Source organism: Cytobacillus oceanisediminis 2691 (assembly GCF_000294775.2).
GTDB lineage: Bacteria > Bacillota > Bacilli > Bacillales > Cytobacillaceae > Cytobacillus > Cytobacillus pseudoceanisediminis.
In genome coordinates, this window is record NZ_CP015506.1 from 1,733,535 (window position 1) to 1,755,637 (window position 22,103).

24 protein-coding genes are annotated in these 22,103 nt (G+C 39.7%); 16 read left to right on the plus strand and 8 right to left on the minus strand.

The features are described 5' to 3' along the window. Positions 1-26: 26 nt before the first annotated feature. The gene (locus A361_RS08835) at positions 27-464 is read right to left on the minus strand and encodes a DUF1885 family protein (RefSeq protein WP_009330974.1); all 438 of its coding nucleotides are present in this window, start codon (positions 462-464) and stop codon (positions 27-29) included. Between the two features lie 171 nt (positions 465-635). Here A361_RS08835 and A361_RS08840 point away from each other — a divergent pair, with 171 nt between their 5' ends. Both A361_RS08840 and A361_RS08845 read left to right on the plus strand, forming a co-directional pair. Next, the gene (locus A361_RS08840) at positions 636-935 is read left to right on the plus strand and encodes a DUF3055 domain-containing protein (RefSeq protein ID WP_009330973.1); all 300 of its coding nucleotides are present in this window, start codon (positions 636-638) and stop codon (positions 933-935) included. Between the two features lie 210 nt (positions 936-1,145). Then, the gene (locus A361_RS08845; protein WP_019381676.1) at positions 1,146-1,280 is read left to right on the plus strand and encodes a GapA-binding peptide SR1P; all 135 of its coding nucleotides are present in this window, start codon (positions 1,146-1,148) and stop codon (positions 1,278-1,280) included. A 41-nt stretch (positions 1,281-1,321) separates the two neighbouring features. Here A361_RS08845 and A361_RS08850 read toward each other — a convergent pair whose 3' ends face one another. Next, entirely contained in the window at positions 1,322-2,791 is a 1,470-nt protein-coding gene (locus tag A361_RS08850) for an aminotransferase class I/II-fold pyridoxal phosphate-dependent enzyme (protein WP_009330971.1), read from the minus strand. A 329-nt stretch (positions 2,792-3,120) separates the two neighbouring features. Here A361_RS08850 and A361_RS08855 point away from each other — a divergent pair, with 329 nt between their 5' ends. Both A361_RS08855 and A361_RS08860 read left to right on the plus strand, forming a co-directional pair. After that, positions 3,121-4,080 carry an NAD(P)H-dependent flavin oxidoreductase gene (locus tag A361_RS08855; protein ID WP_009330969.1) on the plus strand — a complete coding sequence of 320 codons (960 nt, stop codon included), beginning with the start codon at positions 3,121-3,123 and terminating at the stop codon, positions 4,078-4,080. A 57-nt stretch (positions 4,081-4,137) separates the two neighbouring features. Then, on the plus strand, positions 4,138-4,413 hold the full coding sequence (locus A361_RS08860) for a UPF0223 family protein (RefSeq protein WP_019381677.1): 276 nt from the start codon (positions 4,138-4,140) through the stop codon (positions 4,411-4,413). Between the two features lie 78 nt (positions 4,414-4,491). Here the strand turns inward: A361_RS08860 and A361_RS08865 are convergent, their stop codons facing one another. Then, on the minus strand, positions 4,492-5,112 hold the full coding sequence (locus A361_RS08865) for a YktB family protein (RefSeq protein WP_009330967.1): 621 nt from the start codon (positions 5,110-5,112) through the stop codon (positions 4,492-4,494). Positions 5,113-5,307: 195 nt separating this feature from the next. On the opposite strand from A361_RS08865, the gene A361_RS08870 reads away from it, so the two are divergent. The 3 genes from A361_RS08870 to A361_RS08880 all read left to right on the plus strand — a co-directional run bounded on the left by A361_RS08870 (position 5,308) and on the right by A361_RS08880 (position 6,985). After that, positions 5,308-5,502 carry a hypothetical protein gene (locus A361_RS08870; RefSeq protein WP_009330966.1) on the plus strand — a complete coding sequence of 65 codons (195 nt, stop codon included), beginning with the start codon at positions 5,308-5,310 and terminating at the stop codon, positions 5,500-5,502. A gap of 225 nt (positions 5,503-5,727) precedes the next feature. Next, positions 5,728-6,528: an inositol monophosphatase family protein gene (locus A361_RS08875; protein WP_009330965.1), complete on the plus strand. Its 801-nt coding sequence runs from the start codon at positions 5,728-5,730 to the stop codon at positions 6,526-6,528. Next, on the plus strand, positions 6,515-6,985 hold the full coding sequence (locus A361_RS08880) for a GNAT family N-acetyltransferase (RefSeq protein ID WP_019381678.1): 471 nt from the start codon (positions 6,515-6,517) through the stop codon (positions 6,983-6,985). The genes A361_RS08875 and A361_RS08880 overlap by 14 nt, the downstream gene beginning before the upstream one ends. A gap of 38 nt (positions 6,986-7,023) precedes the next feature. Here the strand turns inward: A361_RS08880 and A361_RS08885 are convergent, their stop codons facing one another. Continuing rightward, positions 7,024-7,209, minus strand: coding sequence for a YlaF family protein (locus A361_RS08885; protein ID WP_019381679.1), 186 nt, complete (start codon positions 7,207-7,209; stop codon positions 7,024-7,026). Between the two features lie 214 nt (positions 7,210-7,423). Here A361_RS08885 and typA point away from each other — a divergent pair, with 214 nt between their 5' ends. From typA to A361_RS08900, 3 genes are read left to right on the plus strand one after another with little or no spacing between them, the layout of a single operon-like run. Further along, positions 7,424-9,262: a translational GTPase TypA gene (gene typA, locus A361_RS08890; RefSeq protein WP_009330962.1), complete on the plus strand. Its 1,839-nt coding sequence runs from the start codon at positions 7,424-7,426 to the stop codon at positions 9,260-9,262. Positions 9,263-9,288: 26 nt separating this feature from the next. Beyond that, positions 9,289-9,603: a YlaH-like family protein gene (locus A361_RS08895; protein ID WP_009330961.1), complete on the plus strand. Its 315-nt coding sequence runs from the start codon at positions 9,289-9,291 to the stop codon at positions 9,601-9,603. A gap of 15 nt (positions 9,604-9,618) precedes the next feature. Then, the gene (locus tag A361_RS08900; RefSeq protein ID WP_009330960.1) at positions 9,619-9,909 is read left to right on the plus strand and encodes a hypothetical protein; all 291 of its coding nucleotides are present in this window, start codon (positions 9,619-9,621) and stop codon (positions 9,907-9,909) included. Positions 9,910-10,057: 148 nt separating this feature from the next. Here A361_RS08900 and A361_RS08905 read toward each other — a convergent pair whose 3' ends face one another. Then, positions 10,058-10,258 (minus strand): YlaI family protein, encoded by a 201-nt coding sequence (locus tag A361_RS08905; protein ID WP_009330956.1) that lies wholly within the window; start codon positions 10,256-10,258, stop codon positions 10,058-10,060. Between the two features lie 237 nt (positions 10,259-10,495). Between A361_RS08905 and A361_RS08910 the strand changes: the two genes are divergently transcribed. Continuing rightward, positions 10,496-10,951, plus strand: a complete 456-nt coding sequence (locus A361_RS08910) for a pyridoxamine 5'-phosphate oxidase family protein (protein WP_019381680.1) — start codon at positions 10,496-10,498, stop codon at positions 10,949-10,951. 92 nt (positions 10,952-11,043) lie between these two features. Here A361_RS08910 and A361_RS08915 read toward each other — a convergent pair whose 3' ends face one another. After that, on the minus strand, positions 11,044-11,649 hold the full coding sequence (locus tag A361_RS08915; RefSeq protein WP_019381681.1) for a YhcN/YlaJ family sporulation lipoprotein: 606 nt from the start codon (positions 11,647-11,649) through the stop codon (positions 11,044-11,046). Between the two features lie 338 nt (positions 11,650-11,987). On the opposite strand from A361_RS08915, the gene A361_RS08920 reads away from it, so the two are divergent. After that, positions 11,988-13,319: a PhoH family protein gene (locus A361_RS08920; protein ID WP_180321099.1), complete on the plus strand. Its 1,332-nt coding sequence runs from the start codon at positions 11,988-11,990 to the stop codon at positions 13,317-13,319. Between the two features lie 460 nt (positions 13,320-13,779). Here the strand turns inward: A361_RS08920 and A361_RS08925 are convergent, their stop codons facing one another. Then, positions 13,780-14,277 (minus strand): hypothetical protein, encoded by a 498-nt coding sequence (locus A361_RS08925; protein WP_019381683.1) that lies wholly within the window; start codon positions 14,275-14,277, stop codon positions 13,780-13,782. A gap of 138 nt (positions 14,278-14,415) precedes the next feature. On the opposite strand from A361_RS08925, the gene glsA reads away from it, so the two are divergent. The 4 genes from glsA to pyc all read left to right on the plus strand — a co-directional run bounded on the left by glsA (position 14,416) and on the right by pyc (position 20,839). Beyond that, positions 14,416-15,348 carry a glutaminase A gene (gene glsA / locus A361_RS08930; protein WP_019381684.1) on the plus strand — a complete coding sequence of 311 codons (933 nt, stop codon included), beginning with the start codon at positions 14,416-14,418 and terminating at the stop codon, positions 15,346-15,348. A gap of 127 nt (positions 15,349-15,475) precedes the next feature. Further along, complete coding sequence (locus tag A361_RS08935; protein ID WP_019381685.1) at positions 15,476-15,757, plus strand: YlaN family protein; 282 nt, start codon at positions 15,476-15,478, stop codon at positions 15,755-15,757. A gap of 258 nt (positions 15,758-16,015) precedes the next feature. Next, positions 16,016-17,218 (plus strand): FtsW/RodA/SpoVE family cell cycle protein, encoded by a 1,203-nt coding sequence (locus tag A361_RS08940; protein WP_009330949.1) that lies wholly within the window; start codon positions 16,016-16,018, stop codon positions 17,216-17,218. Between the two features lie 180 nt (positions 17,219-17,398). Continuing rightward, on the plus strand, positions 17,399-20,839 hold the full coding sequence (gene pyc / locus A361_RS08945) for a pyruvate carboxylase (RefSeq protein ID WP_019381686.1): 3,441 nt from the start codon (positions 17,399-17,401) through the stop codon (positions 20,837-20,839). A 193-nt stretch (positions 20,840-21,032) separates the two neighbouring features. On the opposite strand, the gene A361_RS08950 is transcribed toward pyc, so the two are convergent. Next, positions 21,033-22,010, minus strand: coding sequence for a COX15/CtaA family protein (locus A361_RS08950; protein ID WP_019381687.1), 978 nt, complete (start codon positions 22,008-22,010; stop codon positions 21,033-21,035). Positions 22,011-22,103: the final 93 nt, after the last annotated feature.

Sequence of the window (22,103 nt, forward strand, 5' to 3'; positions counted from 1 at the left end):
TGTTCTCAACGTTTTTTATAAATGAATTATTTTCTTTTATAATAGTACATGATTCTTCCATTGAAGAGATGCAATTCACCTTGCAGCTTTTTAGCAAGAAATTTGCAAAATTCATTAGCTTTACCTTTATCTCCAAAAGTTGCAGTTTCCGGCAATGTAACCTGTATGTAGGCCTGCTCCCGTTCAGAGCCGTCTTCCTCAATAACTTTTTCTTTATCAATGCCAAGCAATATGGCATTATATCGGTCATGGTCTGAATATAGGTAAAACCAGGTTCCTTTTGCTTCAGGCTTCTCTTTAATCTCATAAGGAAAAGCGGCATCATTATATTCCCATTTAATCTGGCTGCCTGTTTTGCCTGTAATATCCTTATAATATAAGAAAAGTTCTTTAAGCTCTTCTGTTGAAATATTTTCCTTAGCTGATGAAGGAACCAGCTTGATAAAAGAATTAGCCGCCAACATCTTTCCCCCCATTATCCCCATAATTATGGTAATGAACATCTTCCTTCATTCTAGCATTAGATAAAATCTTATGACAACTTAAAATAGTAAGGTAAATTTAAATTACTTGTCAAAGCGCCTAAAATAAATTATAATAATATTCTAAATATTTATTTAAAAGGGAGGTATTTTATGGATTATTTTGAGAAGCTCTATGATGAGCATGAAAACGTGAATGTCCGTTTTGTTGGATTTACCACCGAGTCAACACGGTATGATTTTGGAATTGTTTATACAAACCTCTTCTTTTCTAAGCCTCTGGTTATTTGTATGCAGACCGGCCGCTCCACTCTCCTTGACCCAAAAGATCTCGAAGACATCGAATACTTGCAAAAGGCATTTAAGCTTGATTTATATGAACAGGCAGCTGATTTAAGCGAGTTTTTCATAGAAGCGATCCCTGGTGCACGTTTCGAAGAACAATACGATTAAACAAAAAAAACAGGCCGAATTGGTCTGTTTTTTTTATTATGTCATACTATTAATAAAGGTTTATAAATGTTGTCAACGTAAATACCAATAAAAAACAATAATTATGTTATACAATTAGGCTTGATAATTTAATAATGTTATATTATTATTGATTTATAGATAAAGCGCTTTCAAATGATTCTAAAACTCATTGAAAAGGAGAATGAAAAGATGGGTACAATCGTATGCCAGGCTTGCAATTCAACTATTGATCACTTTGAGGATGAAAAAGTAACAGTACTATATTCAAAAAAATGCAATTGCTGTGATGGAGAAAAAACAGAGAATACAAAAAATAATCGTTAATAATAAAAAGAGCCTTTCCTAAAATGGAAGGCTCTTTTGCATTATCTGATGGCCCGGTGCTCTTCAATGACACGAAGATATTTGAAGTCGTAATCTTCCGGCCCTTGAACTGGAAGTCCCGCTTCCATATTCGTTTTAATATAACGCAGGTTTTCCTTAGTAATGATTTCTCCTGGAATAAATATAGGTATTCCGGGAGGATAAACCATAATGAATTCGGCGATAATTCTTCCTTCTGATTCGTCAAATGGAACCAGTTCTGTGTCAGCATAAAATGCGTCACGGGGAGTAAGCGATAAAACGGGAATATCAGGCAGCAGCACTTGAGTTTCAAGCTTTTCAGTATTTCCTTTACGCTCATTAGCGAGTTCGGCAAGAGCGGAAACTAAAATATCAGCTTCTCTTTCCGTGTCACCGGGGGTAACAATGCAAAGGATATTATATAAATCGGACATTTCTACTTCAATATTATGATGTTCCCGAAGCCAATTTTCCACATCGAAACCATTCATGCCAAGTTCTTTGACAGAAATAATCAATTTGGTCGGATCGTAGTCATGCGCCGCTTTTGTTTCCAGTATTTCTTCACCGACACAATATAGCCGGTCAATTTCATTGATGCGGCGGCGAATGGACTGGGCCAAATCAATAGTCTTTTGAATGAGTTCCTTTCCTTCAGTGGCAAGACGTTTTCTGGCAACATCCAATGAGGCAAGCAGTAAATAAGAAGTGGAAGTTGTTGTCAGCATGCTTAAAATGGATTGTACCCTTTTGGCAGAAACAAGATTCCCTTTCATATTTAAGATTGAACTTTGTGTCATGGACCCGCCCAGTTTGTGGACTGATGTTGCTGCTAAATCAGCTCCGGCCTGCATGGCGGATAATGGAAGCTCGTCATGGAAGTGAATATGCACACCATGGGCTTCGTCCACAAGGACAGGCACATTGTATGAATGGGCTATTTCAACAATTTTTTTTAGATCGGCAGAAATACCGAAATAGGTAGGATTAATTACTAATACCCCTTTGGCATCCGGATGAAGTTCCAGGGCTTTCGAGACGGATTCAGTTGTTATTCCGTGAGATATTCCCAAGTTTTCATCAATTTCAGGATGTATAAAAATAGGGGTTGCCCCTGAAAACACAATTGCAGACATGACGGACTTATGAACATTCCTCGGAACAATGATTTTATCCCCTGGCCCGCAGACAGCCATAACCATGGTCATGATGGCTCCGCTCGTTCCTTGTACAGAGAAGAATGTTCTATCCGCCCCAAAGGCCTCTGCTGCAAGATCCTGTGCTTCTTTTATAATGCCTTTGGGCTGATGAAGATCATCAAGAGGACCAATGTTAATCAGGTCAATAGCCAGTGCATTATCACCTATATATTCCCTGAATTCCGGATCAATCCCGGCACCTTTTTTGTGGCCGGGTATATGAAATTGTACCGGATCCTTTTTTGCGTGTGCAAGCAAACCGCTGAACAGCGGTGTTTTGTATTGAGACAACTTATTCCCACACCTCTTTAAAATAATATTTCAATATACTCATGCTGTTATAAAACATTTGCATTATAGCATTATTCAATCCCTTTGCATAGAAAGTTTTATTGCATACTGATTCTGTTAATGCCTGTCTAGTTTCCGTCCCTAGGGAGGAAAGACCTGCCGATTCCTTCCGGAAGGAAAGAATACCTCCTCGCATGGCTCGTCTTGTGCTTGCCGTCCGTCCCTGAGCAGTCGCCTGCTATTTCGGTTTGCCATTAGTTTTAGAAGTTAACAGGAATTTAAACCTTACAAATAGAAATAAAAGTTAGGAAGAAATGGAGGTTATATAAATGAACTGGAACACACGTGTGACAGAATTATTGAAAATTAAATATCCAATTATACAGGGCGGTCTTGCCCATCTTGCCTATTCAGATTTGGCTGCAGCTGTTTCAAATGCCGGAGGATTAGGGCAGGTTACCGCAATGTCTCTCAGCAGCCCGGAAAAACTTAGAGATGAGATACAAAAGGTGAAGAAATTGACAGACAAGCCGTTCGGGGTTAATTTTGCTATTGGACAGCATGGAAGGCCATTTTCTCACTACCTGGATGTTGCGATTGAAGAAGAAGTCCCTGTTATTTCTATGACAGGGGGAAATCCTGCTCCTATATTTGATCAATTAAAGGGTGTAAATGTTAAGAAACTTGTACTTGTGGCGGCAAAACGGCAGGCGGTAAAGGCGGAGGAACTTGGGGCCGATGCTGTGATGGTTGTCGGTCAGGAAGGCGGCGGACATTTAGGCAGGGACGATATTGGAACCTTCGTTCTTGTACCTCAGGTGGCTGATGCTGTATCAATTCCTGTTATAGCCTCAGGAGGAATCGGAGACGGCAGGGGCCTGATGGCAGCATTAAGTCTTGGCGCAGAGGGTATTGAGATGGGGACAAGATTTGTTGCAACAAAAGAATGCGTACATGCTTCTGAATTATATAAAAATCGTTTAGTCGAAGGCACAGAAAATGACACAGTAGTCATAAAAAGAACTATAGGAGCACCCGCAAGGGTTATCGCTAACTCATGGTCGGAAAAAATACTCGATATCGAAAAACAAAACGGCGGCTATGAGCAGTTAAAAGACTACATTAGCGGGAATGCTAATAAAAAATATATATATGAAGGGAAAGACCATGAAGGATTTGCATGGGCTGGACAAGTTATGGGATTAATTAAGGATATCCCGTCTGTTGAGGAATTATTCCAGCGGATCATTGCAGATGGAGAATCAATCAGAGGGAAATGGATTAAATAATTATGATAAAATAATGTGACAAAGCACCATGAATTATCATAAATGAGGTGAAGTGAAGTGGAATATCAATACCCGATTGACCTGGATTGGTCAACAGAAGAAATAGTTGACGTCATCAAATATTTTGAAAGCATTGAAATGGCATACGAAAAAGGAATTGAACGAGAACAATTCATGAATGCATATAGACGCTTTAAGGAAATTGTTCCGGGAAAAGCCCAGGAGAAAAACATCTGTGATGAATTTGAAGAACAAAGCGGCTATTCCTCTTACCGGACAGTTAAATTGGCCAAAGAACTTTCACCTGGGGATAAAGTAAGAATGCAGAAATAGACTTGGTAAAAAAACAAACCTTCAAATTGAAGGTTTGTTTTTTTTTGAGCTGCCTGATCCACGTTATGCGAAACATGTTTATGCCATTTTGTATAGGGGTAATAAATTTCTAAATACAGATTCAGCTTTTTCAATAAACTGATCAGGTGACATGAGAACGGCATCTTCTCGAGAAATTTGATAGCCGCAAAGAATTTCAGCTTTTTTAACATTTTGCAGGCGCTGAAACATGGATCTCAATTCTTCTTTGGAAAGTTCATTATGCATAACAGCATCTGGTTTTGTGTGATCGCCGGACCAGACATAATCTTTGGGTATTTCTTTATAAAATTTATCCAGGCTGTTCTCAAAAGACTTGCCTGCGGCAGCTTTATTCGGTGCTTCATAGATGATGGCAAACCAGATGAATACATGCGTTTCCCATAAACCTATCTGGAAATGAGGAAGCATTTTGTATCCCCTTGCATTGCCTGCAAATGCGACCCAAGTATCATTTGGCGGATTCTTTGTTCTTCTGGCATGCTTAGCAACATGAGGGAACATTTCATCTCCGGACAGGTTTGAGAGAGAGGGTGCAAAATGGCGTCCCAACTCTTCTAACTTAGGCCTAATAACAGATTTTAACCTGTCCATTCTTTCATCAAGTCCATCTATTTTAAAGACATCGAAATCATCGTTTGTGAAACCAGGAAAAGACATAAGCTAACCTCCTATATGCTTTGTCAAATATTGTAGCATAACCTCGAACAATCGAAAAATTTTAAGCTTTAAAGAAGAGACTAAATAAAGTTTTAGGTTATCGCACAAATTAGTTGCAACTGAGAATTGTCCTTCATATGATAATAGTAAAAATAATCAGAAAATTAAACACTATTGGAAGGGGTGTACTGTCTAATGAAACAACTTATGAATACAGTGAAGAAGAAAAATGGTGATAGGGAAAGAACAGCGGTCTTAAGGCTGGAAATGGATTATGAGTTAGCTACTTTGTTTGATGCCATGTCAGAAAGGAATGAAGATCTCCAGAAACAATCAAAACTAAAGCTTGAAAAAATCAGGCAGGAACTTCTCAGATTAAAAGCACTTTAAGATTAATTGTGACTAAAGGAGATAAGGCAGAAAAAATGCAAAAGAAAAGAAAGAATAATTAGAAACGGACTCCCTGATTACATGAGGAGTTCGTTTATTATTTTGGCAATTGTTTTTTACTGCAAATGATAACCCGCATCATAGGAGAGTATATAACTTGAAGAACCTTGCTAATTCATTTAAGCTAGTTATATTTTAATGATATACTAAGCGGAGGGCTGACCAATGACAAATTGGAGTGAAATTCATACATATGCCAAAGCCTTGATTAGAGAGGCCGGCGAGAATATTAAAAATTCTTTCAGCAAAACGTTGACCATCACCACCAAGTCAAATGCAAACGATTTAGTGACAGATATAGATCAGGAAACAGAACAATTCTTCATAAAAAAAATTAATGAAAAATATCCCGGCCATCGAATCCTTGGTGAAGAGGGTTTCGGGGATAAGCTAAGTGATATGGAAGGAATTGTCTGGATTATTGATCCAATTGACGGAACGATGAATTTTGTCCATCAGCAAAGAAACTTTGCCATATCAGTAGGCATTTATGAAAATGGAAAAGGGAAAATTGGATTAATTTACGATGTAGTCCATGATGAGTTATATCATTGCATGAAGGGACAGGGTGTTTTCATGAATGATTTGGAACTTCCGCCATTAAAGGAAACGGAAGTATCAAAGGCAATAATCGGACTGAATGCTACATGGGTTACGGAAAATAGAAGAATTGATCCATCACTCCTGGCTCCTCTTGTTAGAAATGCAAGAGGAACTCGATCCTATGGTTCAGCTGCAATTGAAATGGCATATATTGCATCCGGGAGGGTTGATGCATACATAACAATGCGTCTGGCTCCATGGGATTTCGCCGCAGGTGTGATCATGATCGAGGAATTGGGAGGAATTGCAACAACCGTTAAAGGTGATCCGCTGAACTATCTTGAAAACAATTCTGTTTTTGTCTCTAAGCCAGGGCTTCATCAGGAAATTATGAAAGAATACTTAAAAAATGGCAATTGGTAATTTATCGAGCAGCAGCGTCACACATGCAGACTTGACATTTTTTTTAGAGATCATCAAGGATAGTGCTGCTTGGGAAGAAGAAGAGAAAAGCGGGCATAACCTAATGGAATATATGGCCAGGTATCAGAAATTGAATGGTGAGTGGAGAATTTGGAGGCTTGATGGAGAACGGATAGCCGTCACATTCCATGTGAATTCATCTCCTTCTAACGGGAAACCATGGCTCGGTACGATTCTGGTTAAGAACAGTATTCGCAGGAAAGGAATCGGTACTAAGATTATCGAGCAGTTGGCCGCAGAATTAAAGGAAAAAGGAGAAAAGTCTTTCTTTGCGGGTGTTCCTGAAAACCGGCAAAATTGGATATATTTTTTAGCTGACGCCGGTTTTGAGCAATTCAAAATGGAGGCTTCTCCTGATGAAAAAGAATTCTTAATAATGGTCTGTCCATTAATTTGAAAAAGCTGCAGCGCAGAGCTGCAGCTTTTATGCCGTTTCTATAATAAACCGTCTTCCCTCATTTTCTTCTTTGTTTTAAAACCGTATCCCATTACAAAAATTAAAGCAATGATGGCAATAATCATGCCTATAATGCTTCTTTCAGCTACAGCAACGCCTATGCCCATCATGCATAGAGCTGCGCCAATCGCAAAGGCTAATAAAGGCCACTTGATTTTGTCCATAAATTTTTTCCACTCCCAAGCGGATTATTTTAAGTAAATACTGGCGAAAAATATGTAAAGAGAATAAAAATAAAAAGCATACATGAGGAATAAATCCTTTTCTACATTATTTTACACAAAAAGCTTTTAGGTTTCTATAGTAATTGTGATATAATGTATCAGTTGTGAAAAATGTTAAAAAGTGATTCAGTTTTTATAAATAGGAGGAAATCTTTTGAAATTAAGAGAAGATATTCGAAATATTGCAATTATAGCCCACGTTGACCATGGTAAAACAACATTGGTTGACGAGCTTTTAAAACAGTCCGGGACTTTCCGTTCAAATGAGCATGTGGAAGAGCGCGCGATGGATTCAAATGATCTGGAAAGAGAACGCGGTATTACGATCTTAGCTAAAAACACTGCAGTTAAATATAAAGATACAAGGATTAACATTCTGGATACGCCTGGCCACGCAGATTTTGGCGGTGAAGTAGAACGTATCATGAAAATGGTTGATGGTGTCTTATTAGTAGTTGATGCATATGAAGGGTGTATGCCTCAAACGCGTTTCGTACTCAAAAAGGCTTTGGAGCAAAAATTAACACCAATCGTAGTAGTAAATAAAATTGACAAGGAATCTGCCCGCCCAACAGAAGTTGTTGATGAGGTTATCGATTTATTTATCGAACTTGGTGCAGACGAAGACCAGCTTGAATTTCCGGTCATATACGCTTCAGCTATTGCTGGGACTGCAAGTACAACTCCTGATAAACAGGATGATGATATGCATTCGGTTTATGAAGCAATTATTGACCACATACCAGCACCTGCTGATAATCGTGAAGAGCCGCTCCAATTCCAGGTTGCCCTTTTAGATTACAATGATTATGTGGGAAGAATCGGTATTGGCCGTGTATTCCGTGGAACAATCAAGGTCGGCCAGCAAGTTGCTTTAATGAAGCTTGATGGTTCGGTCAAGCAATTCCGCGTTACAAAAATCTTTGGATTCTTCGGGCTTAAGCGCGAGGAAATTCAAGAAGCATTTCCTGGAGATCTGATCGCTGTTTCCGGAATGGAGGACATCAACGTTGGAGAAACCATCTGTCCTGTCGAGCATCAGGAAGCACTTCCTGTTCTAAGAATAGATGAGCCAACATTGCAAATGACTTTCGTTGTAAATAACAGCCCATTTGCAGGAAGAGAAGGAAAGTATATTACAGCCAGAAAAGTTGAAGAAAGATTGCGTGCCCAGCTTGAGACAGATGTGAGTCTTCGTGTCGAAAATACAGATTCACCTGACGCTTGGGTTGTATCTGGACGTGGAGAACTTCATTTATCAATCCTCATTGAAAATATGCGCCGTGAAGGTTTTGAATTACAGGTTTCCAAGCCTGAAGTAATTATTAGAGAGATTGATGGTGTTCGCTGCGAACCGGTAGAACGTGTTCAAATTGATGTGCCAGAGGATAATACCGGCTCAATCATTGAATCAATGGGTACACGTAAAGGTGAAATGCTTGATATGGTCAATAACGGAAATGGCCAAGTGCGACTAACATTCAACGTCCCAGCCCGCGGACTAATTGGCTACTCTACAGAATTTATGACGCTTACTCGCGGATATGGTATTATCAATCACACATTTGACAGCTACCAGCCTGAAATTAAAGGACAAATCGGAGGCAGAAGCAAGGGTGTGCTTGTTTCCATGGAAAGCGGAAAGTCATCCACATATGGTATTATGCAAGTAGAGGATAGAGGTACCATTTTCGTTGAACCAGGTACTGAAATCTATGAAGGAATGATAGTTGGAGAGCATACTCGCGAAAATGACCTTACTGTCAATATAACTAAAGTGAAGCATGCAACCAACATCCGTTCTGCTAATAAGGATCAAACGAATGTAATTAAAAAGCCGCGTATTTTGACTCTTGAAGAAGCTCTTGAATATTTGAATGATGATGAGCTGCTTGAAGTAACACCTGAGTCAATCAGACTGCGCAAAAAAATTCTTGATAAAAATGAACGTGAAAGAATGGCCAAAAAGAAGAAATACGCCGAAACTAACTAAGGCTAAGAAGGGGAGGAGAGAAGGATATGGATGTTTCACAGCGCCTTTCTTTTTTCGCTGCTTTGTTCAAAGTCCATGAGAATCCCACAACTGGAATGTGGCTTCTATATATAACAATTGTTCTACTATCCATACTGGTTTTTAAATTGGGGTTTGCCAAGAAACTTCCTATAATAAAATCAGCTGTTATATATACCTTCTTGATTTTAGGATGTACCGTGCTTACATTTCTTGGGGTATTCCTTCCTGTAGCAGAAGGTCTTGTTGTGGCTGCGTTAATCTTGATTATCTATAAAATCCGCCTTCACCAGGAAAAGAAAGAACAGGCAAAGGCGGAATAACCGGGAGAGGCTGAGATGAAATCTTTGCAGGATTCACTGTATAACTGGTTAACGATAAAAATTGTCTGTGATAAACGTCCGGATGATACAGCAGCAGCAGACACAGAAAAAATGTTTTTTGACATTCTTTCAGAAGAGCATAAGATTTCTGATATCGAAGTTGAGAAAGATGATCTAATGTACTTTGTGCATTATTCTAAGGATAAAGAACGGAAAAAGAGCCGTTTTCCCCGTGAATTAATAGAAGTGATGCTTAATCAGATTCAAAATGAACCAGAAAAGTATGTGAATTATCCAGAGGATTAAGAAAAGCCGTCCCTATATGTTGTTAGGGACGGCTTTTTTATAGTTTAGGAATTTATAAAATATACAGGACGTGGCGGTTTTAGTTGAACTTCAGCTGATCAAGGCGCTTCCGCTTTTATTCTGCTCTTCATGATCGGTGTTGCCCGATTTACCATTCTTCCTCCTGGACTTTGCTTCGGTAGAGCTTAAAGTTTCCGGTATCTGCTCTTTCTTGAGTTTTTTCGGTAATTCTTGTTTCACATGGTTTGCACATATATGTGTGAATAGGGCGGTTTCGAAGCCGTTTAGCCTGTAAGGACTCGTTTTCAATTGATTCGATTTTATCACAAAGTACACATTTTACTCGCATAGGACACCTCATATTGTTTTTGCTGTTGTTAATACCATTATAGTATAAGTTAAGGATTGATTCGAATGCTTTAACGGCAAATTAAAATTTTTACGGTCAGACCGTATCGGGTTTATTGTGTTAGTTCATATTAGTATAGAAAGTGCAAAGGCTTCAACCAAACTTAAGGATAGGATGTTATTGGTTGAAAGAAAAGCGTTATCATACTATGATGAAGTTAATAAAGGAGGGAAAAGAATGGCAAATCAGGTAGAACCGAAATTAATTAAACCATTATATGACGAACTGCAAAAGGAACGTTTTGTTACACTTGCTACTGTTGATTTTGAAACCGGCGGTCCTAATGTCAATGCGATTTCATGGGTTTTGGCAAAAAATGAGGAAACATTGTATTTTGCAGTCGATAACCGTTCCAGGATTGTTCAAAATATAAATAGCAATAACATGGTTGTTCTGAATATTATTGCGAATGAATCTACATATTCCATCGCTGGTAAAGCTTCTGTTAAGGCAGAAAAGATGGAAGGAGTACCTCTTAAGCTTGCCCTTATGGAAATCACTGTGAAAGAAGTCCGTGATGTTATGTTTTACGGGTCTAAGATCACTGTAGAGCCGCAATATGATAAAACATATGATAAAGACGCAGCAGCCCGTTTGGATAAACAGGTTATGGAAGCGATGAAAAAAGCTTAGTTCCCTCTTGGAACTAAGCTTTTTTTGGGGGGCTAAAAAGCGGCAGGCACCTATACCGATTAGCTAAAAAGCTATAGATGCCTGTCACCCTTTTATTTATGATAATTCGATTGTTCTTCCTGTTTTTGTTCGAGCTGTTTTTCCTGATCATTGTCGAGCTTTTTCTTTGGATCTTCGGTTGCGTTTTTCTCATTTTTCTTTTTGGGATCAACTAAATCGGCTGGAACTTCAGGCATAAGCCGGCCTGCGATATCTGCCAGTTCATTCATGATTCCTTGCAAGGGTTCACCGTTTTGGATGTCATCAGCTATTTCCCGCAGCCTTGCGTTAATATCCGGATCAGCCACTACAATTGCTCTTGCACCATGAGGATCATTTTTGAGGCTTTCGGCAACTGAATATTTAATTGTTCCAACCTCAGAACGGTCGAGGTTTTTGTTCACATCTACTCCGACTATAGCAAAACGTCCAAGGACAACAGCAGTGGCATCATTCACATTAGGAACTCGGGTAGCCAAATTGACAAGATGCCTGGAAACTTGCTGTCCAGTCTCCCTGTCAACTTCCTGTATTGTACTATTTTTAACATTTATCGAGTTGGTATTTTGCTGTTCCTGATGGTCTAGCGCCTGATTGCCGTTCATACCGCACCCTGATAATAGCAATCCTGTCATGCATATCAGCAGCCATCTATTCATATTTGACACCTCCGGGCGATCAAAATTTCCCTGAAAATGAAATTGGTTCACTTGACTTTTCAGGTTCAGGAATAATGAGATTCTTTAATGTTATTGTGCAAAATTTCTTCTATCTTTATTCGGCATTACATATATTTTTACCAAGATAGATTTGTCCACTTCATTAGGTAGCTTTATTCCTGATTAATCAACATCTGTAAAAGAATGAATAATATAAAGCAACAGGAGAATATCCATCAAGATTGAAGGTGATTCTTTCATGAAGCTGCAAATCCGCAAGCAGGGGACCTCGCTTTTGTAATTTGCTAAATAAAGACACAAGAGGAGCAGGAGGCATCATATTGAGTAAAATTTACGTATTAGATACCAATGTCTTGTTGCAGGATCCTAATTCCATATTTTCATTTGAAGAAAATGAAGTAGTCATTCCGGCTGTAGTACTAGAAGAAGTTGATTCTAAGAAAAGGTATATGGATGAAATTGGGAGGAATGCAAGGCAAGTATCCCGGCTGATTGACAGCATGAGGGAGACGGGTAAGCTGCATGAGAAAATACCTCTTGAAAATGGCGGAAGCCTGCGAATTGAGTTAAATCATAGGTCTTTTCATGAACTTCAAGAGATTTTTGTAGAAAAAACAAATGATAATCGGATTTTGGCAGTTGCAAAAAACCTATCACTTGAGGAAGAGACAAAAGAAAATGGACGAACGGTTATTCTTGTAAGCAAAGATGCCCTTGTCAGAGTTAAAGCGGATGCTATCGGGCTAATATCAGAAGACTTCTTAAGTGACCGTGTGGTTGAAAATGATCATTTATATCCTGGGTTTCTGGAAGTCTATATCGGACTCGATATTATGAACCGCTTTTATGAAAAAGGAGAACTGCCGTTATCAGAAATAGCGAACCATCCTTTCTACCCTAATCAGTTTCTGGTGATGAAGGATGCGCTGGGTTCATCTTCGTCTGCGCTTGGTATTGTGGACAAAGGTGGAAAAAAAGTGAAAAAGCTTATTTTTGACCATGATCATATTTGGGGGATCAAGCCAAGGAACGTCCAGCAAACAATGGCTCTTGAGCTCTTGCTGAGAGATGATCTGCCGCTTGTTACTCTTATCGGAAAGGCAGGGACTGGGAAAACTCTTATGGCGCTGGCATCCGGATTAATGCAGACAGAAGATTATGGCCAGTACAAAAAATTACTGGTGGCTCGCCCCATTGTACCGGTAGGAAAAGATTTGGGATTCCTTCCCGGAGAAAAAGAGGAAAAGTTAAGGCCGTGGATGCAGCCGATATATGATAATTTAGAGTACCTGTTTAATGTCAAAAAACCAGGTGAATTGGATGCGATATTGGCTGGTATGGGCTCTATTGAGGTTGAAGCTCTGACATATATTAGGGGGAGAAGCATACCAGATCAATTTATTATTATTGATGAAGCACAGAACCTGACAAAACATGAAGTTAAAACTATTTTAACCAGGGTGGGGGAAGGAAGTAAGATTGTCCTGATGGGAGACCCTGAGCAAATAGATCATCCCTACTTGGATGCTTATAACAACGGGCTCACCTATGTGGTGGAGAGATTTAAAGATCAGGTTATCTCAGGGCATGTTAAGCTTGTTAAAGGTGAGAGATCTGGCCTTGCCCAACTTGCTGCTGACCTATTATAGCCTGCAATGAAAGCGGCTCTGGAATCTGCAGTCTTTATGCCCGTTTGGCTCCCGAAAGAAAAGCGCAAGCGCCTTGCCCACGAATAAACCAGATTAAGAACAACACGTCCTCCCAAAAGCTACCGCTTTAGGTGGTGCGAATTTTATGCAGCCGAAGCTTTCCTTTCCTTGTCCTGGGGCCTCAAGCACAAGACGAGCCTCCCGGAAAGGCGTCCTTTGCCTTTTTGGGAGGATTGCCCGAAATGTGCAGGCGACTGCCCAGGGACGACAAGCATAAGAAAGTCCTGCATGAAGGTGTTTTTTCCTTCTGGAAAGGGATTGGCTAGTCTTTCGTCCCTAGGAGCCTCAGCTAGACAAGCATGTGACCTCGAGGGGGGCAGGCTTCATTCGCTAGATATTTTTGGGCGTTCAAATATTTTATATATTAAATAAAAGGGCGATGCACAATCGCCCTCTCCGGTCATTCCACTCTAAATGCCTTCACTCTTTTTATGGGTGAGTTTTGATTGCTTCCATCCCCGTAATAGACATGAACTGGCCCATCTTCTTTTAAAGGTTTTCCATCCTTTGAGAACCCTAATATCAAATCGTCGGCTTGAGATAAAGTTAATCGAGTTTCCCCATCTTCACTTTCAATGATAACAGTTTCAGCATTCTCCTTTGGTTCTGCATTCCTAAGAAATGGCTTAAAAGGTATACCGAAAGTGCCTGTCAGAACCTTTTCTTTTTCAAATTTCTTTTCTGTTTTAAGTGTTGGAGGAAATACTGCGCCTTCCATGATTTCTCTATCCCAGTGCTTTGAGACTGCCTTGGTATATTCCTCAAGTTCATTTTTCCTGATGCCATCTTGAATAAAGTATGTTGTCAAATCGAGTCTCCGATCATCGAATATCCAGACTCCTGGATCTAAGGTGATTTGGTATTTAACGTTTCCTTTAAAGGCAATTATATTTTCCATATTGATCCTCCTGTCGGCGCATTAATGTATGTATAGGGTAAGTATACAGATTTTTGTGCGGCTTGTCATACAGGCATTCCCCGCAGTGAGTTGGGACAAGATATCAATATGAAAAGAACGAATCCGGGAGGTCCACAAATGACATGTCATACAAACGCTGATCTTCAGAAGATTGTTAATGAGGCAGCCCTGCATACTGTTTATGGAGAGGTGGCAGGCTATATTCCCGCACTTGCAGAGGTAAATAGGCATGACCTCTCAGCTGCTGTATATAATATCCAAGAAAAAAGCTGTATTTACGCGGGTGATTATCAAAATAAATTCACTCTTCAAAGCATATCCAAAGTTCTTGTTTTGGCTTTGGCGATCCAGGATATGGGATACGAATATGTTTTCGGAAAAGTGGGAATGGAACCAACTGGTGACCCGTTCAATTCTATTTCCAAACTGGAAACTTCAATCCCTTCTAAACCATTAAATCCAATGATTAATGCAGGAGCTTTAGCAGTAACTAATATGATAAAAGGTGAGAGCTCCGATGAAAAATGGCATCGTATAATAGAGTTTGTGGGGAGGCTCGTAAATGATAAAAATGTATCTTGTAACGAAATAGTTGCAAAATCTGAATTTGAAACCTCATGGCTTAATAGGGCTTTATGCTATTTTATGAAACAGCATGGTGTAATTAATGGTGATGTAGAGGAACTAATAGACATTTATACAAAACAGTGTGCAATCGAAATGAACTGCTTTGATCTTGCCAGGGCAGGTGCAGTACTGGCATTGGATGGAAAAGATCCTGAAACATATGAAGAGGTTATTCCGTCTGATATTGCCCGGGTTTGCAAGACGTTAATGGTGACATGCGGGATGTATAATGCTTCTGGAGAGTTTGCTATTAAAGTTGGCATACCAGCAAAGAGCGGGGTATCCGGTGGAATACTAGCTGTGGTGCCAAATAAATGCGGAATTGGCATATTCGGCCCTTCCCTGGACAAGAGAGGAAATAGCATCGCTGGTGTAAAAGTGCTTGAAATGCTTTCAAATCGAAATGACTACAGTATATTTTGAAATATATGGAAAGTGAGTATATTATGAAGGAATTCCTGGTCGAATCCCTTATTATCCTTGCTTTTTTCCAAGCTTAAGTATAAAATTTATAGATAGGATGATCGCTCGGAAATGGAGGGATTGAAAGTTGGCTTCTGACATGATTATTGATCACAAAGAAAAAGCAAATGCTCTATTAAAGGCAGATGCTGCTAAAATATTAAAATTAATTAAGGTGCAAATGGATAATCTGACTATGCCTCAATGTCCTCTATATGAAGAGGTTCTTGATACCCAGATGTTTGGCTTATCCAGAGAAATAGATTTTGCTGTCCGTCTTGGATTAATTGAAGAGGCTGAAGGCAAGGCTATTTTAGATGAATTGGAAAGGGAGCTATCCATGCTCCACGAAGCCTCAGTAAAAAAATAAAAAAAAACTCAAACATCTTTTAAAGATTGTTTGAGTTTTTTTATAACTGCATGAATTTTAAAAGAAATGAAATAGTATATCCACAAGAAAAGAAATCTCTAAGTTGTATAACTTATTTTTAAATTAGTATGGCATAATTATAGAATTTTTTTCTTTGCTGTGTTACATTTAAATTAACTTTTCTTTTCTTCAAAGCAGGATATTCAATACTATAGTAGAATAAGTAATAAACTTTAGAAGATAAGGGAAGAGGGCTGGATGTTTAAAAAAATATTAAAATCATATGATTATACCCTGATTATTGCAGTTGCCCTGTTATCTGTTTTTGGACTCATTATGGTATTCAGTGCAAGCATGGTAACAGCGGTGCAGATCTATGATCAGGAAAGCGACTATTTTTATAATAAGCAAAAAATGCATTTAATTATCTGTGCAATTGTTTTTATTATTGTCGCTCTATTTCCTTACAAAGCAATGCAAAGCAATAAATTTCTTGTTCCGATGGTGTTCATTTCGTTATTCGGCCTGATTGCGCTATTTATTTTTGGTAAAGTAGCCGGCGGGGCGATGAGCTGGTTTGAAATCGGGAGCAGAAGCCTTCAGCCTGCAGAATTTGTCAAGCTTTCAGTCATCATATATTTAGCAGCTGTCTATGCAAAAAAGCAGCCCTATATTAATGAGTTTAATAAAGGGGTTCTTCCCCCGCTTGCTTATCTGATTCTAGCTGCTTTGCTTGTTGCAGTTCAGCCTGACTTTGGTTCTGCGATGATTATTTTTCTGGTAGCAGCTGCCGTCATTTTTACTTCAGGCATGAATTTCAAAAACATATTTAGGCTAGGACTATTCGGGGTAATATTAGCTGCGCCTTTTATCCTTCTGTTAAAAGATAAGATTTTCGCACCTTATCGATTGGGCAGGGTCGAAGCATTTAGGGATCCCTTTGGATCAGAATTCGGGTATCAGCTATCGAATTCCTATATTGCCCTTGGTGCAGGCGGATTAAAAGGGCTGGGTCTTGGCGAAAGCATACAAAAGCTTGGTTATCTTCCTGAAGCGCATACAGACTTCATTATGGCTGTAATTGCTGAAGAGCTTGGGGCATTTGGAGTAGGTTTTGTAATTTTGCTTCTCGGGTATATTGTCCTGAGGGGAATCTTTATCAGTTTAAAGTGTAAAGATGCTTTTGGCAGCTTATTGGCTATTGGCATATCAGCTATGATAGGTATTCAGGCATTCATCAATCTTGCAGGGATTTCCGGTGTTATGCCGCTGACAGGTGTCACACTTCCATTTATCAGCTATGGAGGTTCATCTCTGCTTCAGCTTTCGATTGCAATGGGGATTTTAGTCAATGTATCTATGTTTGTAAATTATGAACAAAAATACAAAAATAAAAATGAACAGACAAAACCGGAATCCATGGAACTGGCTTCCGAAAAAACATTTTCCATTCGTAAATAGGCACAGAAACTTTTCAGTGCTTTATTTATACATCAATCAGCAGAAGCTGATTACATAATTGCTTCCATCAGGGAGCAGCCAATTCAAAGTTACTAAGGCCGGCCAGCGGGAAACCCACCCGGCCTCAACTTGGATTTGGCAGAATATTGCCAAAAAATACATAAAGACGAGGTGTTTTGGTTGAGCAGAAGAATTAACAAGGTATTAGTAGCCAATAGAGGAGAAATTGCCATTCGAGTGTTCCGTGCCTGCACAGAGCTGGATATCCGCACGGTAGCCATCTATTCCAAAGAGGACTCCGGATCCTATCACCGCTATAAAGCAGATGAAGCTTACCTGGTAGGGAAGGGAAAAAAACCGATTGATGCCTATCTGGATATTGAAGGAATCATTGACATTGCGAAAAGCAGTGATGTTGATGCCATTCATCCGGGATACGGATTTCTGTCGGAAAATATTGAATTCGCAAAACGCTGCGAGGAAGAGGGCATCATATTTATCGGTCCTACTTCTAAGCATCTGGACATGTTTGGGGATAAAGTTAAAGCAAGAACCCAGGCACAGCTTGCAGAAATTCCGGTTATTCCAGGCAGTGATGGCCCTGTAGAAAGCCTGGATGAAGTGATTAGCTTTGGCAAAAATCACGGATTCCCCATTATCATTAAAGCTTCACTTGGCGGCGGCGGAAGAGGCATGCGCATCGTAAGGAGCCTGGAAGATGTTAAAGAATCATATGAGCGTGCAAAGTCGGAAGCTAAAGCTGCTTTTGGAAATGATGAAGTTTATGTTGAAAGATTCATAGAAAGGCCAAAACATATAGAGGTACAAATTATTGGTGACAATGAAGGGAATATTGTCCACCTGTATGAAAGAGATTGTTCAGTCCAGAGGCGTCACCAGAAGGTTGTAGAAGTAGCACCTTGCGTATCTCTTTCCAAAAAATTAAGAGATGATATATGCCAGGCTGCTGTCAATCTTATGAAGAATGTAGATTATATTAATGCAGGAACTGTGGAATTCCTTGTATCAGGTGATCAGTTTTATTTCATAGAAGTAAATCCGCGTGTGCAAGTTGAGCATACGATCACCGAAATGGTAACAGGAGTAGATATTGTACAAACACAAATTTTAGTGGCTGAAGGCTACTCGCTGCACAGTAAAGAAGTGGGTGTTCCGGAACAGGAAAATATTCACATTCATGGATTTGCCATTCAATCACGTGTTACAACAGAAGATCCTTTAAATAACTTCATGCCTGATACTGGGCGTTTAATGGCTTACAGATCAGGCGGCGGTTTCGGCGTGCGGCTTGATGCGGGGAACGGTTTCCAGGGGGCAGTAATCACCCCTTATTATGATTCACTGCTTGTTAAACTCTCAACGCACGCTATGACTTTCCAGCAGGCAGCATCAAAAATGGTGCGGAACCTGCAAGAGTTCCGAATCAGGGGCATTAAAACAAATATTCCTTTCCTTGAGAATGTAGTAAAACATGAGAAATTCTTAAGAGGGGAATATGATACATCATTTATTGATGAAACACCTGAACTATTCCTGTTCCCAAAAAGGAAAGACCGCGGAACAAAGATGCTGAGTTATATCGGGAATGTAACTGTTAATGGATTCCCGGGAATTGAAAAGAAGAAACGTCCGGTATTTGATGAGCCGCGGGTGCCAAAATTAAAATACAGCACAGATTACCAGGACGGCACAAAACAAATATTAGATAATCACGGTCCTGAAGGACTTGTTAAATGGATTAAAGAGCAAAAAGAAGTTTTAATTACTGATACGACCTTCCGTGATGCCCATCAATCATTGCTGGCGACAAGAGTAAGGACGAATGACCTGAAGCATATCGCAGAACCGACAGCAAAATTGCTTCCTGATATGTTTTCCTTTGAAATGTGGGGCGGTGCAACTTTTGATGTCGCGTATAGATTCCTGAAAGAAGATCCTTGGGAAAGACTGCTGACATTGCGCGCAAAAATGCCAAATGTTTTATTCCAGATGCTTCTTCGTGCTTCAAATGCAGTGGGATATAAAAACTATCCGGATAATGTAATAAGAGAGTTTGTTGAAAAATCAGCCTACGCTGGCATTGATGTCTTCCGGATTTTCGATAGCCTTAACTGGGTTAAAGGGATGGAAGTAGCAATTGACGCTGTCCGCCAGACAGGGAAAATTGCAGAAGCCTCCATGTGCTATACAGGTGATATTTTGGATCCTGCCAGAACAAAGTACAATCTTAAATACTATAAAGACCTGGCAAAAGAGTTAGAGAATCAGGGAGCCCATATACTGGCAATCAAAGATATGGCTGGTTTATTGAAGCCGCAATCAGCATACACCCTTATATCTGAATTGAAAGAGACTGTTGATATTCCAATTCATCTTCATACTCATGATACGAGCGGAAATGGAATTTTCACATATGCAAAAGCTATTGAAGCTGGAGTGGATATTGTGGATACGGCCCTAAGCACAATGGCAGGTTTAACATCCCAGCCAAGTGCTAATTCTTTATATTACGCACTGCAGGGGAATGACAGACAGCCAAAAATTGATATCCAGTCGCTTGAGCAATTATCTTACTATTGGGAAGATGTACGCAAATATTACCAGGACTTCGAAAGCGGCATGAAGGCCCCTCATTCAGAAGTCTACCAGCATGAGATGCCTGGCGGACAATACAGTAATCTTCAGCAGCAGGCTAAAGCTGTTGGCCTTGGAGATAAGTGGGATGAAGTTAAGGACATGTATTCCCGTGTGAATCAAATGTTTGGTGATATCGTTAAAGTTACACCTTCTTCCAAGGTCGTTGGTGATATGGCGTTATTTATGGTCCAGAATCAGCTGACAGAGCAGGATGTTTTGAATAAAGGCAAATCTCTGGATTTTCCAGACTCAGTTGTAGAATTGTTTGAAGGCTATTTAGGACAGCCGTATGGAGGATTCCCGGCAGAACTGCAAAAGGTCATATTGAAAGACAGAGAGCCAATCACTGTCCGCCCGGGTGAGCTTCTTGAAGATGTGGATTTCGAAGCTTTAAAAGAAAAACTCTTTAAAGAACTGGGCAGGCAAGTTACAAGCTTTGATGCGATTGCCTATGCATTGTATCCAAAAGTGTTTATGGACTATATTAAGACCAGTGAACAATTTGGTGATATTTCTGTTCTTGACACCCCAACATTCCTATATGGTTTAAGGCTTGGTGAGGAAGTCGAAATTGAAATTGAAACAGGTAAAACATTGATAGTAAAATTAGTTTCTATTGGCCAGCCTCAAGCTGATGGCACAAGAATTGTGTATTTTGAGCTGAATGGCCAGCCTCGCGAAGTAAGCATAAAAGATGAAAGCATTAAAGCAACTGTAGCCTCCAAGGCAAAAGCTGATCCGCATAATGAAAGTCATATTGCTGCCAGCATGCCGGGAACTGTAATCAAGGTGCTTGTGGAAAAAGGTGAAAAAGTCGAAAAGGGCGATCACTTAATGATTACAGAAGCTATGAAAATGGAAACAACTGTACAAGCGCCATTTTCTGGAACAGTTAAAGACATCCACGTCTCGAACGGTGAAGCAATTCAAACAGGAGACTTATTGATAGAGCTGTCAAAATAAAGTGAAACTGCAATCAGTGTGGATCTTATCCCCACTGGTTGTTAGTTGAGGAGGCCCATAGTGTTCTTCTTTTTGGGCCCTTCTATCCTTCTTAATTCCACTGTGTCATGAAGTGGGGGTCTTACTCCCATTAGACTGCGAAAATTAACAAAAGAGCTTCGGCAGTTTGCCGAAGCTCTTTTGTTTAAAGCAATTATGGAATGGAAGTAATGGTCGGGATAGCAGCTTCATCATTTTTCTCATTTTCCCTAACAGCTGAAACAGCAAGCTCATTCTTCCTGCTCCGTGAGGACAGAAGAATAAAATAGCTTAATACCCCAAATAAGCAGGAAATAAAGAAGGCGTGGGCAAGAGCTATATACAGGTTAAGTCGTGTTAAAACAACTAATGCACCAGCAGCAACCTGCAGGGTTACTAAGATAAATGAAATAATCCAGCCCCAATAAACAACTTTCTGCTCCTTGTAATGCTTAATTGCAAGATAAGTAATGTAACCGATCCATATGAAAATTAATCCGGCAGCAGCTCGGTGGCCCATTTGCACCCATTCATACATATTTTCCGGAAGAGCGAAAGAACCGTTAAAGCAAAGCGGCCAGTCACGGCAGACAAGACTTGCATTAACATGGCGCACAAGTGCACCAGTGTATACAACAGCATAGCTGTATATAGAAACTCCAATAATATGTTTCCTCATTCTTTTATCAATAATGAGCTTCTCGGCTTCGAATTTCTTATCTACTTCAAAGATAAGCAAAGTCAAAAGCAGTACTGCAGCAAATGATATTAAGGAAATCCCGAAATGAAGGGCAAGTACAAAATCAGATTGCCCCCATACTACTGCGGCCGCTCCAATTAAAGCCTGGAGGACAAGGAAGAAGAATGAAGTGAGTGATAAAAACTTTGTCTCCCTTATATGTCCCAATTTTCTCCATGTCCAAATCGATAATATCAGGACCATAAAACCAACTGAGCCTGAAACAAGTCTGTGCGCCAGTTCGATAATCAATTCAGGAGTAATTTCGCTTGGAACAAATTCGCCATTGCAAAGCGGCCAGGATTTTCCGCATCCCATTCCTGATTCAGTTTTAGTTACCAGGGCACCGCCGAGCAAAATTAAGAGCATGCCGATAGTTGTAAGAACGGCAAACCATTTTAAAGATCGTTGCAAAGCCTTTCACCTTCTTTAAATATTCTATGTCTATCAATGGGAAAACAATTGAATTACTAAGTATTTGTCCGTTATCTATCTTATCAAAGATTC